The 12,033-nt window shown below is 70.4% G+C and carries 11 protein-coding genes; 5 read left to right on the top strand and 6 right to left on the bottom strand.

Translation table 11 applies throughout. From position 1 onward, the window contains the following. The 3 genes from OXN85_03580 to OXN85_03570 all read left to right on the top strand — a co-directional run. Positions 1-314: hypothetical protein (locus tag OXN85_03580; GenBank protein ID MCY3599042.1), on the top strand; the 314-nt coding region annotated here is incomplete at its 5' end. 8 nt (positions 315-322) lie between these two features. Continuing rightward, positions 323-1,198, top strand: coding sequence for a hypothetical protein (locus OXN85_03575; GenBank protein MCY3599041.1), 876 nt, complete (start codon positions 323-325; stop codon positions 1,196-1,198). A gap of 19 nt (positions 1,199-1,217) precedes the next feature. Further along, on the top strand, positions 1,218-3,386 hold the full coding sequence (locus OXN85_03570) for a prolyl oligopeptidase family serine peptidase (GenBank protein MCY3599040.1): 2,169 nt from the start codon (positions 1,218-1,220) through the stop codon (positions 3,384-3,386). Between the two features lie 34 nt (positions 3,387-3,420). Here OXN85_03570 and OXN85_03565 read toward each other — a convergent pair whose 3' ends face one another. Further along, positions 3,421-4,653 carry a TCR/Tet family MFS transporter gene (locus OXN85_03565; protein MCY3599039.1) on the bottom strand — a complete coding sequence of 411 codons (1,233 nt, stop codon included), beginning with the start codon at positions 4,651-4,653 and terminating at the stop codon, positions 3,421-3,423. Between the two features lie 137 nt (positions 4,654-4,790). Next, on the bottom strand, positions 4,791-5,798 hold the full coding sequence (locus OXN85_03560; GenBank protein MCY3599038.1) for a hypothetical protein: 1,008 nt from the start codon (positions 5,796-5,798) through the stop codon (positions 4,791-4,793). A gap of 104 nt (positions 5,799-5,902) precedes the next feature. Here OXN85_03560 and OXN85_03555 point away from each other — a divergent pair, with 104 nt between their 5' ends. Then, positions 5,903-6,610 carry a hypothetical protein gene (locus OXN85_03555; protein MCY3599037.1) on the top strand — a complete coding sequence of 236 codons (708 nt, stop codon included), beginning with the start codon at positions 5,903-5,905 and terminating at the stop codon, positions 6,608-6,610. A gap of 21 nt (positions 6,611-6,631) precedes the next feature. Here the strand turns inward: OXN85_03555 and OXN85_03550 are convergent, their stop codons facing one another. Beyond that, entirely contained in the window at positions 6,632-7,906 is a 1,275-nt protein-coding gene (locus OXN85_03550; GenBank protein ID MCY3599036.1) for an FAD-dependent oxidoreductase, read from the bottom strand. A 91-nt stretch (positions 7,907-7,997) separates the two neighbouring features. On the opposite strand from OXN85_03550, the gene OXN85_03545 reads away from it, so the two are divergent. After that, positions 7,998-8,678, top strand: a complete 681-nt coding sequence (locus OXN85_03545; GenBank protein MCY3599035.1) for a DNA-3-methyladenine glycosylase — start codon at positions 7,998-8,000, stop codon at positions 8,676-8,678. Here the strand turns inward: OXN85_03545 and OXN85_03540 are convergent. The 3 genes from OXN85_03540 to OXN85_03530 all read right to left on the bottom strand — a co-directional run. Continuing rightward, positions 8,675-9,526, bottom strand: a complete 852-nt coding sequence (locus OXN85_03540) for a tetratricopeptide repeat protein (GenBank protein MCY3599034.1) — start codon at positions 9,524-9,526, stop codon at positions 8,675-8,677. The two genes, OXN85_03545 and OXN85_03540, sit on opposite strands and share 4 nt — an antisense overlap. Further along, positions 9,523-11,394 carry a BatD family protein gene (locus tag OXN85_03535; GenBank protein MCY3599033.1) on the bottom strand — a complete coding sequence of 624 codons (1,872 nt, stop codon included), beginning with the start codon at positions 11,392-11,394 and terminating at the stop codon, positions 9,523-9,525. Before OXN85_03535 ends, OXN85_03540 begins: the two co-directional genes overlap by 4 nt. Then, a partial coding sequence (locus tag OXN85_03530; protein MCY3599032.1) for a tetratricopeptide repeat protein occupies positions 11,394-12,033 on the bottom strand: 640 nt, incomplete at its 5' end. The genes OXN85_03530 and OXN85_03535, both read right to left, overlap by 1 nt.

Below are 12,033 nucleotides of genomic sequence, written 5' to 3'. Positions count from 1 at the left end.
TCAGCATGGTCACGGACTTCGACGCGCGCTGGCACCACAGCTACATCTACGAGGATGACGTGGCGCCGCTCCTCCCGCCCGGGACGGTGCTCGTCATGACCGGATGGTACGACAACACGGCGGAGAACGAACTGACCCCCGATCCGGAGATCTGGTACGCGCGCGGCGCGCGCACGGGGGATGAGATGTCGCACGCGTGGCTTGCCGTGACGCACCTCACGGAGGAAGGCTTCCAGCGGCTCGTCGAAGAGCGGGAAAAGAAGCTCGCGACCGACGACGACGCCGGCGACAGCAGCAACGACAACCGCAACTGAACCGGGGCATGCGCAGCGTACATATCGCGGCCGTCCTGGTCGCCGCCCAGGTGGCGCCGGTCGCCCTCGTCGGGGGGTCGGCGCCCGTTCACGCCCAGCAGGTGCAGCGGCTTCCTCTCGCGCCCATCCCGCCGAAGGGCGAGCCGGTGGCCCCGTTCTTCGAGGGCTGGTACCGGAATGACGACGGCACCTTCACCTTCTCCTTCGGCTACTTCAACCTGAACACCCGGGAAGTCCTCGAAATCCCGCTCGGCCCGGACAACTTCATCGAGCCGGCCGAGTTCGACGGGGCGCAGCCGACGCACTTCCCGGTGCGGCCGCGTCGGGACCGCGGCGTGTTCTCCGTCACGGTGCCCGCGTCCTACGGTGACGGGGAGCAGCGCGTCGTGTGGACAATCACCTCGAACGGCGTGACGTATCCCGTGCCGGCCCGCGTCTTTGCCCCGGCGCTGCAGCTCGATTACGGCCCTCGGGCCATGGGGTCGATACCGCCCCTCGTCCGCTTCGACCCCGAGGGGGAGGCGGGCCAGCACGTCCAGGGCGTGTGGGGCGAGCCGCGCACGGCTCAGGTGGGCGAACCCCTGACGCTGCGGCTGTGGACCGAGGAGGTCTCCGTCCGCGACCCCGAGGATCTCGTGAACCAGGTGGTCGACGTGGAGGTGACCTGGTTCAAGCACCAGGGGCCCGCCGCGCCGGTGGAGTTCGAGCCGTGGCAGATCACGGTCGAGGGCGGGACCGGCGAGACGACGACCGCGGCGACGTTCAGTGAGCCGGGCGAATACGTCCTGCGCGCGCGCATCGACAACTGGGACGCAAACGACAGCACCGGCGGCGACCAGTGCTGCTGGAGCAATGCCTACGTCCGGGTGACCGTCACCCCCTGACCGCCTGACAGGAGGCGCCATGGCGGACTCGACACGCCGCGCCCGCGCCATCGCCGTGCCCGCCGGCACCGCTCTTTCGGTGCTCCGGCTGGCCGCACTCGCCGTCTGCGTGGCGGCGTGTGAGGCTTGGCCGCCCCCGCCGGAGACGGCCCGGATTCCCGTCGTCAACACCCTGCACGGCGTCGAGTTCACCGACGACTACCGGTGGCTCGAGGACCAGGAGAGTCCCGAGACCCGCGCCTGGATCGACGAGCAGAACGCCTACGCGGAACGCATCGTCGGCGACACGCCGCTGCGCGCGGAGCTGGAGGGGCGGCTCCGTGAGCTGATGGACGTGCCGGGGGCGATCTTCCCGCGCCGAGCGGGGGACTACGAGTACTTCTCGTTCCGGAAGCCGGGCCGGGAGGTCGGGGCGATCTACCGCCGGCCGGCGCCCGAAGAACCGCAGGAGGGCGCGGTGGACCCGGTGGATCCCGCCGGCGAGTTCGAGGTCGTCATCGACCCGCTCGACCTCCGCGATGACGCCACGACCAGCGTGAGCATCATCGACTTTTCGCCGGATGGCCGTCTCATGATCTACGCCATCCGGGACGGGGGCCGGGACGAGCGGGAGTACCGCGTCCGCGACCTGGAGAGTGGCGAAGACCTGCCCGACCGCCTGCCGACCTACCTGTACGGAAATGTCTCCTTCGATCCGGAAGGAGACGGCTTCTACTACAGCCGCCGGTCGCGGGAAACGGGCGCGCGGATCCGCTATCACCGGCTGGGGACCGACCTCGACGAGGACGAGGAGCTGTTCGGGGAGGGGCACGGCCCGGAACGCTTCGTGGGCTTCTCGCAGGGGGGCGACGGCCGGTGGCACGTCTACACCGTGCAGCACGGGTGGGCGCGGACGGACGTGTACCTGCACGACCTGCGCTCCGGGACGGCGCCCGCACCGCTCATCGTCGGCGCGCCCGCCCGCTTCAGCACCCGCTTCGTCGACGATGAACTCTACCTGCTCACGAACCTGGACGCGCCCAGGAACCGCATCCTCGCGGTCGACCTGGAGAATCCGGACCCGGATCCGGCGCGGTGGCGGGAGGTGCTGCCCGAGGGCGAGGACCTCCTCACCGGATACCGGTTCATCGGCGACGACCTGTATGCCGACTACCTGCGCGACGTGAGCAGCCGGATCGTGCGCTACGGGCCGGACGGCGCCGTGAAGGGCGAGATCCCGATTCCGGACCACCACGTGGCGACGCTGCGCTCGCACGGAGATGACGGAACCGAGGCCCTCCTCACGCTGACGTCGCTCCTCACCCCCTCCACCATCCTCAAGCTCGACCTCGAGACGATGGAGACGGAGGAGTGGCGCCCGTCATCCGTCCCCTTCAACGCGTCCGAATACGAGCTGAAGCAGGTCTGGTACACCTCGGAGGACGGGACGCGGGCCCCGATGTACGTCGCCCACCGCCGGGGACTCGCGCTGGACGGGCGAAGCCCTGCCCTCCTGTACGGGTACGGCGGCTTCAACGTGAACCTGCTGCCCCGCTTCGACACGCGTGCCGCGGCGTGGCTGGAGCAGGGCGGCGTGTACGCGATGGCGACGCTACGGGGCGGCGGCGAGTTCGGCGAGGAGTGGCACCGGGCGGGCATGCTCGAGAACAAGCCGAACGTGTTCGCCGACTTCATCGCCGCCGCCGAATGGCTGGTCGACAACGGCTACACGAACCCCGACCGGCTCGCGATCCGCGGCGGCAGCAACGGCGGGCTGCTCGTCGCGGCCTCCCTCACGAAGCGGCCGGACCTCTTCCGCGCCGTCTACTGCGGCCTGCCCGACCTCGACATGGTCCGCTTCTACCAGTTCACCGACACGAACAACATGCCGGCGCTCCTGGAGTACGGGAACGCGGCAGTGGCCGAAGAGTTCGAGGTGCTGCGGACGTTCTCCCCGTACCAGAACGTGCGCGACGGCGTGGCCTATCCCGCCGTCATGCTCACCCAAGGAGACCTCGACACCCGCGTGCCCCCGCTACAGGCCCGCAAGATGGCCGCGCGCCTACAGGCCGCCTCGACTTCCGGGCTGCCGGTGATCCTCGACTACGACTCGCGCACCGGCCACGCCGGCGGCCGCTCCTTCACCCGCAACGTGCGCAACGCCGCCATGGAGCTCGCCTTCCTCCTCCAGCAACTCGGAGTGTCCTGAGGCCGAGTGTCAGGTGACGTCAGAGCGTCGACGCCTATCGGGCCGCCGGGATGCGGCGGAAGAGGCGGAGCACGAGCACGAACGCCGTGGCGTACATCACGGCGCCGAGCAGGAAGGGCGCGCCCGGCAACTCCACGGGGGCGGCGGGTGACGTGAAGTAGCTGAACAGGAGGCTGGTGAAGATCAGGGGGCTCAGGATGCTCGTCAGGCTCATGAGCGACTGGAGGCCTCCCTGGACCTTCCCCTGGTCCTGCGGCTCCACGGCTCCGGCCACGAGGCTCTGGAGGGCCGGGCCCGCCACGCCCCCGATGGAGCCGAAGATGATGAAGGCGATGAGCATCCACCCCTGCGTGGCGAGGCCGTAGCCGAGGTACGTGATCACGGCCAGCGCGAGCCCGCCGAGGATCGCGCGGCGCTCCCCGGTGCGCTTGATCACAGGCTGAACCAGGACCCCCTGTACCAGGGCCGCCATGAGTCCGACAAGCGCCAGCGACAGTCCGTTCGCGAGTTCGTCCCAGCCGAACTTGTGGCCGGTGTAGAGGACCCACACGGTCTCGAGGCCGCGCTGCGCGAGGACCATGAACACGAACGACACGGCGAGGCCGGCCACCAGCGGGTACGAACGCAGCACGAAGAGGCTCCCGATGGGGTTGGCCTTCAGCCAGCTGAAGGCGTCACGCTTCTCGGGCGGCAGCGATTCGGGGAGGACGAAGACGCCGTACAGCGCGTTCACGAGGGCGAGTGCCGCCGCGGCGAAGAAGGGGAGGCGCAGGTCGATCCCGCCCAGGAGCCCGCCGATGGCGGGGCCGAAGATGAAGCCGAGGCCGAACGCGACCCCGATGAGTCCGAAGTTCCGGGCCCGCTTGTCGGGTTCCGACACGTCGGCGACGTAGGCGTTGGCCGTGGTGATGCTCGCGCCCATCACGCCCGCGATGAGGCGGCCCGCGAAGAGCCAGCCGATGGAGGGCGCGAGCCCCATGATGATGTAGTCGATCCCGAGACCGAAGAGCGAGATCAGGATGACGGGCCGGCGTCCGACCCGGTCCGAGAGCGAGCCCAGGATGGGCGCGAAGAAGAACTGGGTGACGGCGTAGGTCGCCGCGAGCACGCCGAACCAGCGCCCCGCGCGCGCCGTGCTTCCTCCCGTGAACTCCTTGATGAGTTCGGGGAGGATGGGGACGATGATCCCGATCCCCAGCACGTCGATGAAGACGGTGATGAAGATGAAGACCATCGCCGCCTCGCGGCCCCGTCCGGGAGCTTTCACCCGTCCTCCACGCGATCGTTAGCCGGAAACGCCGCCAACGCGCTGGCGGGTCGCGTAAGGTGGCGGGGATGGCGCGGCAGTTCCAGCCGTAGCCGAGACGAGGGCGGCGGCCGCACCTTGCGCTTTGCCAGGCGCTGTTAGCTCGCGTGCCGGCGGCGGAGGGCATCGCGCCTCTGGTGGTAGTTCGCATACACCCGTTCGCCGTCGCGCTCGCCGCGTCTGGCTCGGCGGTTGGAGAACCCCGTCAGGTGCACGATCGTGTCGTCCACGACAAGGGCGCCTCCGATGGCGCGTTCGGCGACGATCCCCACGTCGCGCCCGAGGCCGACCGCCGGGTGGTCATCGAAGGATCCCGCTCGCAAGCGGTCGAGGAACTGCCGCGCCGCGGAGGCCGGTGCCGCCGCGTCCCCCTCCGAGCGCCGTTCCAGCGCATCGACACCGTAGCTTCGCACCAACCTGGGGAGGAACGCGGCGAAGGTGGCGTGACGGTCGAACAGGTCCAGTCCGTAGTTGCTCCCCGCCACCGCGAAGATGGCGCCGAGCTGATCCGGAGCGACCTCTACTCCCCGTACGTAGTCGTCCAGCGCCGTCGCGTGACGCTCGAAGATCTCGCTCATGGCGCCGGTCTCCGAGGGGGCGTCCATCGCCACGGCCTTGTCGTCGATCGCACTCCACACCCGGCCCTGATCGGAGCGCCGCGTCCCCTCGCTGCGCATCGACTCCTGCACGCTCGCGTATCGCTCCGCGCGGCCGCTGGCGAAGTGCATTCGGTTCGTCACCTGGAACCCGGGGCTGTCGTACGACCAGCGGCCCTGCTCTACGCACGAGACCGGGATGATCGTCGTCTTCCCGGCGGGGAGCAGCAGCGTGAGGTTGGCGACCCGGTTCTGCTTCGCGCCGACGAGTTCCTCGCCGTCCACGATGAGCAGGGGACGGTCGGCCCGGTTCTCCACCTCGAGGTCGGGGACGCTGCCCCCCATGGACACCTCGCGCACGGTGACCCGGTCCTCGCGAAGCCCGTCTCCCAGCAGCAGGTAATCGAGATGCGAGGTCTCCCGGGAAAGCAGGGGGAACACGGTGAGGCCGCCGCAGAAGGTCGGTTCGCCGATCTCAAGTCCGGCGATGGCGGTCGTAATCTGGTTCATCTCTCCCCTCCTTGATATTGTCAGTGTTGATACGCTGTTGACAGTAACGAGGAGATTCTGACAAGTCAACGGCTGTCGTCGGTAAACGACAGTATATGTCACTCATGCATCGGAACGGCGGGAACGGCATGCGCAGCTACACGGCCCGGGAGTTGGAAGAGGAGACGGGGTTCAGCCGGCGCACGATCGCCTACTACGTGCAGGTCGGACTGCTTCCGCGCGTCGGCCGGAGGGGGCCGAAGACCCGCTATCCGAAGCTCGTGCGGGACCGGCTCCTCTTCGTTCGGCGCGTCCGCGAGGCGGAGGGGGCGGGGACGGTGCCCGCGACCCCGCTCCGCGAGATCGGCGCCGTGTTCGAGGGATCGTCGCCGGAGTTGATCGCGGGCGTTGCGGACGGACGCATCGCCGTGACCGCCGACCTCCTCTCCGGCTCCTCCGCCGGAGCGAGTTCCCCGCTACGCACGGCGGACGCGGCGGAACGCCCCGAGGCGCCCGTCGCCTTCGCCGACCCCCGGGCTCGGCATGCGGCCCTCGACGACAGGCTGATGGTGCGGGAGGAGGAAGCGTACTGGCCTCGCGCAGCGGCGGCGTCTCCCGACGACGATCCGGAGTTGGCCGCGTTGCTGGTCGCGCTCCGGGAGCTGGCGGACTGCGGCGACGGTCCCCTGGGCGAGGTGGAAAGATGGGCGCGGATCGAGATTGCGCCGGGCGTCACGCTCTCGGTGCGGGGTGTCGCGGAGGAGGACGCCGCCGTGCTCGAGGCGGTCGGGCGCAGGCTTCGCGAACGGCTGGCGGACCGGTTCGGCGACTGACGCAGGTTTTTCCACGGGCTGCTAGGACTGGATGTCGAAGAAGCTCTCGACCGGGGGCGGGGTCGCCGGCACGGGGTTGCCTTCGAGCGCGTGACGCATCGCGGGTGACCGGGGGACGGCGGCGACCCCGCCGAGTCCCGAGGGGTGGTCCGCCATCGCCGCCATGAGCCGGCCCGCGCGGTCGAGCCGGGTCGCGATCGCCTCCTCGATCGGTTCCAGGCTCCAGTCGCCGCGCTCCATCACGTGTCCGAGCGCGATCCCGTCCGAACGCGGGAGAATCCCGATGCGGCCGCCGCCCGGCGCGCTGCCTTCGAGGCTGTAGTCGATCCCGGGCTGCGGAGCGAGGAAGGTGAGCTGGCCCTTGATCGGGGTCATCGTGTCGTCGCCGAACAGGGCCCGCGAGCCGAGACCGGTGCAGTTGGCGATGAGCGGTTCGTCGAGCGACATGAGGTCGCGCGGTGCCTCGAAGCTCCGGATCCGCACGCGTCCGCCGAAAAGGAGGAACTCCTCCATCAGCCGGTCGAGAAAGATCGACGGCTCGATGCGGAGCGTCGGCCGGCGGAGAGCGTAGGTGCCGGGGAAGGGGTGTTCTCCCGGCTGCAGCACGGTAGCGCCCACGTCGACGTCCGGGTCGAGGCCGCTCTCGGTCTCGTCGAGTCCGGAGTCTTCCGGCCGCCGACTCGAGAGGCGGTTCGTCCACGTGTACGTCGTCATCCACGACACGCCGCGTCCGGCTCCGGCGAACAGCTGCATCTGCTCGTAGGATGCGCGAACGGCCCGGTCGAACTGCGCGTCGAAGGCCGGAGTCCGTTCCGGCGCCGACACCAGGTTGGAGAGCGGCGAGAACCCGGCGTAGGCCATGTTCGAGGTCGTGTCGGGCGGGAGGGCGCGCGCGTGGATCGTCACGTCGAACCCGCGGCGCTGGAGTTGCCGCGCGGTGGCGAGGCCGACCGCGCCGGCTCCGATGACGGCGGCTTGCCTCGAAGGATGAGGTTCGGCCAGTTCCGACACGAGCAGTCCCGTCCCCCACGAAAGGGAGATCCCCGCGCCGCCGTGGCCGTAGTTGTGGATGACCGTCTTCTCGTCCAGCCGCTCCATGGCTACGCGGAAACCGGCGGGCCGGAAGGGTCTGAGACCCACGGTGGTCCGAATGACGCGGTCCCGCGCGACGCGGAGGAGGGGGAGGCTCGACGCAGTGGAGCCCGGCGGAAGACGGCGCCAGGCGGGGGAGCACGCGCCGAGACTCGAGCCCAGCGCCGCGGCGCCCACGGTCTTGATCAGCGTTCGACGTTTCACGCAATAAGACTGACGTCAGGCACACGGATCGGCCAGAGACCGGTCGAAGCACCCGTCGAAACGTTCCCGCGGGAACGCGCGGAGGGGGAGAATGCAGGGGAGAACGATAGAAACGCCGGACGACATCGCCGAGGGCCTCGCGGCGTTGGTGCGGATCGACGGACGGCTCGCCGATGTGGTCGAAAAGGCGGGGGCGGTGCCGCTGCGGCGAAGGCCCGCGGGCTTCGAGGGCCTCGCCCGGACGATCGTCGCGCAGATGGTCTCGAAGGCGGCGGCCACCGCGATCTGGGAGCGGCTCGTCGAGGAGGCGGAAGGTTGCGAGCCCGCACGGGTCGCCGGGCTCTCCGATGCGCAGTGCCGCCGGATCGGGCTGTCCCGGTCGAAGGAGGCGACGCTCAAGGGCGCCGCTGAGGCGGTTCAAAGCGGTCGGCTCGACCCCCAGGCGCTGTGCCTCATGCCGGCCGAGGCATCCATCGCGGCCATGACGGCCCTCAAGGGGATCGGCGTGTGGACGGCCGAGGTCTATCTCCTCTTCTGTGCCGGCCACAGCGACGTCTTCCCGGCGGGCGACCTTGCGCTGCGTAACGCGGCGGGCCATGCGCTCGGCCTCGAGCAGCGTCCCGACGAAAAAACGCTCCGTGACATCGCCCGCGGCTGGCGACCCTGGCGGAGCGTGGCGGCGCGCCTGCTCTGGGAATACTACACGACGGAAATGCGCCGGCGAAACGCGATTCCCACAGGTTCGCGGGATCGCCAGGACTCGGGCGGCTAGATCGTTTCGAGGTCTCCGGCCCGGACCCAGCCGACCTTTCCGTCCTCCAGCACGATCTCAAGCCAGTCGCTCGATCTCCGGTCGATCCGGACCACGGCCCCCTCGTGAATCGTGAACAGCTGCAACGAGGGATCGTCGGAGGGCGCGCTCTGGACGGCGGCCTCCGTCTGCAGGATCACCCCGCGCTCCGCGCGCCCGATGCCGAATTCACGGACCAGGAGGTTCGTGCCGACGACGAAGGCGAGGGCGGCGGCGGCCACGGCGGAGTGGCGGGTCCAGCGCGGCGGTGTGGTGGAGAGGAGCCGGTAGAGCAGGATGGAAGCCAGCCCCAGGTAGCCCAGCGCAAGGATCGCGATGAGCCACGCGCGCGGCACGAGTTGCACTGCCCACCTGGCGACGCGGGGCACCCAGAATCCGGGAAGCGGCGTGATCTGGTCGGCGGTCAGGGAGCGCGCGAGTTCGAGGTTCACCCGCACGCTCTCATCGCGGGGCAGCGCGACCTTGGCGCGCTCGTAGAAGAGGATGGCCCGGCCCAGTTCGCCGAGCCTGAAGTAGGCGTTGCCGATGTTGTAGTGGAGTTCGCCGCTCTCGAACCCGTCCTCGTGCAGCCCGAGCCAGGCCTCGAGGGCCCCCTCATGGTCTCCGGCCTGGTAGAGGCTGTTCCCCGCCTGGAACCGGTCGGCGGGCGCCGCGGCGGGCGCAGCTTCCTGCGGGGTGGCGAGTTCCATCGCCGAGGCCGGACCGGTCGACGAGGCGAGCGCGAGCGTTGGCGCCAGGGCGAGCACCACGGCGGGGAGCCCGATCGCCGCGAGTCCGCCCCGACGCCCTCCGGTTCGGCCGGCCGTCATCGGAGTTCTCCCGCCAGGGCGGACAGCACGGACTCGGCGCGGGCCAGAAAGGCCTTGCGTTCTTCGATCTCGGCGCCGACCGGGGCGAACCGCTGCCGGTCGCAGTCCTCGAGGACGGCGAAGTACTCTTCGACGGCGGGCTCGCGGGCGCCGCGGCGGAGCAGGGCGGCGCGCAGGTCGTCGCGGATCATCCCGGCCGCGGAAGTGTCGAGCTTGTCGGCGACGAACCCCTCGAGCGCCTGGGTGGTCTCGGCGTAGAAGGCGCGCGCATCGTCGCCTCCCGCGAGCCCGGCGGCCCGGGCGAGGCGCTTCTTCGCCACGCGGGCGGCCCGGCGGTCGCGAGCGTACGCCCGGTCGCCGGCGAGCCGGTCGCGGCGGCGGCGCAGCCCGGCCGCGCCCGCGACCATGCCGACGGGCGCAAGCGCGACGATCCAGAACCATGCCTGGTCGAACAGCGTCTCACCCCGGCGGCGGAAGCGCGGCGTGTCGATCCGGATGAAGCGGATGTCCGAGCGCAGGGCCTCGACGGAGCCGCGCGCGCGTGCTCCCGGCAGCGCGTCCTCGACCGCCCGGCCCGTGACCCGCAGCTCTACCGGCGCCGCCGACGCGATCTCGTAACGGTCCGCCGCGGTGTCGTAGTACCCCATGTCCACGCCCGGTATCGTCAGCGTTCCGGGCGCACGGGGGATGAGGACGTACTCCCAGCTCCGCGTCCCCGAGACGCCCGCGTCGGCGGTTCGCAGGCGATCCGACACCTCGGGCGGAAAGGCCTCCACGGTCGGCGGGAAGGCGAGTTCCGGCGGCGCCAGCGCCTTCAGGTTGCCGGAACCCGACACCTCCACGCGCAACGTGACCGCCTCGTTCGCGGCGAGACTGTCCCGGTCGACGGAACTCTCGACCGCCAGATCCCCCACGAGCCCGGTGAAGTCCGCGGGCCGGCCCTCGGCGGGGAGGGGGAGCACCTCGATCTCGACCGGACGGGACGCGGCGCCCGCCGTCACGACGTCGCCGAACAGGGAACTCCGGTTGAAGACCCCCCCGAACACATCGTCGAACGGATCGCGCGACCGCCGCTGCACGCGGGCCTGCGCCTCGATCGCGAGCGGCTCGAGCGTCTTCGTGCCCGGCCCGGTCGGGTACAGCGCCACCTTCCGGATCACCGCCGTCGCGTACGCAACCCCGTCGCGCTCGACCTGCTCGACCTGCGGCTGCTGCGGCAGCTCGAACTCCTCGACCCAGAAGCCCGCCGTGCCGGGGAGTCGCGTGACCCCGTACGAACTCACGTTGACGCGCGTAAAGAGCCGGTATTCGACGATGACCGGCTCGTTCTCCCGTACGCGGCGCTTGTCCGGCTCGGCCACGATGAAGAGGTCGTCCGGGCCGATGGTTCCCGGATCGGAGGGCTGCCCCGCGGGCGCTCCCCCCGCCCCCGGCGCCGGCTGGGGGGTTGATGAAACCCGCAGGCTCAGCGGCTCCGTTGTCAGCGTCTCGCCGCCCGCCTCGACCGTTACCGGCCCGATCTCGAACGTCCCCTCCGTCGTCGCCTGGAAACGGTATTGCACGGTGAGGGAGACGGTCGTTTGGCCGTTCACGATCCGGACGGAAGTCTGGGTCCCGCTGCTCAGGAAGGCGGCGAAGGCGGCCATGTCGGGAAGGGCCGGGTCCTGGTCGAAGCGCTGGACGCCCTCCAGCACGACGTTGAGCGTGAAGGTCTGCCCCACGCCCACCTCGCCGCGGTCGAGATGCGCCGAGGCCGTGACACCCTGCCCCGAAAGCGTCCCCGGAGCGAGAATGCAGCCCACGAGCCAGCCGAGCACGGCGACGGTGGCCGGACGTCCGCTGCGGGCCGGGAGTCGAAGGGGTCGCATCACCAGTCCCTGCGAGGCCTCGTGCCGCGAGTCGGCGTGCGCGGCTGGCGGTTCACCTCATCCTGATCTTCCCGGATCGCGCCCAGGAGCCGCTCGGCCTCCTCTCGCGTCATCTCGCCCGGCGGAGGCGTTCCCTCCTGCGGCTGCGGTTCCGATTCGCCCGGCCCCTGCTCGGGATTCGGGTTCCGCGGATCCTGGTCCTGCTCCGGGTCCTGTTCGGGCTGATTCTGCGGGTCCTGTTCGGGATCCGGGTCCTGCTCGCCGCCCTCCGGTTGCGGCTCGCCCTCGTCCTCGTTTTCCTCGTCGTTCTCCTCGTCGTTCTCGCCGTCGCCCTGCTGCTCCTGCTCCTGCTCCTGCATCTGTTCGAGCACGCGCTCGAGGTTGTGCTTGGCGTCGGCGTCGGCCGGGTCGGCCCGCAGCGCCTGCTTGAAGGCCTCCAGGCTCTCGGGGAGCGCACCCTGCCGGTAGAGCGTGTTGCCGAGGTTGTACCAGGCGGCGCCCGCCAGCTCCGGGTCTCCGCTCTCCACCGCGGCCCGGAAGGACTCCAGCGCGGACTCGTAGTTCTCGCCCCGGTAGAGCGCGTTCCCATCGTTGAACCGGATGACGGGGGAGTCGGGGGCCTCGAGGAGCGCTTCCAGG

This window comes from Candidatus Palauibacter australiensis, assembly GCA_026705295.1.
GTDB lineage: Bacteria > Gemmatimonadota > Gemmatimonadetes > Palauibacterales > Palauibacteraceae > Palauibacter > Palauibacter australiensis.
Note: the sequence above shows the minus strand (reverse complement) of the source record. Positions and strands in the feature narration are given on the sequence as shown.

What these genes read in the sequence shown, in the direction of transcription:
- OXN85_03575 (MCY3599041.1), top strand. Translation starts at nt 323, where the DNA reads ATGCGCAGCGTACATATCGCGGCCGTCCTGGTCGCCGCCCAGGTGGCG.
- OXN85_03540 (MCY3599034.1), bottom strand. Translation starts at nt 9,526, where the DNA reads ATGACGGCCGGCCGAACCGGAGGGCGTCGGGGCGGACTCGCGGCGATC.
- OXN85_03535 (MCY3599033.1), bottom strand. Translation starts at nt 11,394, where the DNA reads ATGCGACCCCTTCGACTCCCGGCCCGCAGCGGACGTCCGGCCACCGTC.
- OXN85_03560 (MCY3599038.1), bottom strand. Translation starts at nt 5,798, where the DNA reads ATGAACCAGATTACGACCGCCATCGCCGGACTTGAGATCGGCGAACCG.
- OXN85_03555 (MCY3599037.1), top strand. Translation starts at nt 5,903, where the DNA reads ATGCATCGGAACGGCGGGAACGGCATGCGCAGCTACACGGCCCGGGAG.
- OXN85_03570 (MCY3599040.1), top strand. Translation starts at nt 1,218, where the DNA reads ATGGCGGACTCGACACGCCGCGCCCGCGCCATCGCCGTGCCCGCCGGC.
- OXN85_03545 (MCY3599035.1), top strand. Translation starts at nt 7,998, where the DNA reads ATGCAGGGGAGAACGATAGAAACGCCGGACGACATCGCCGAGGGCCTC.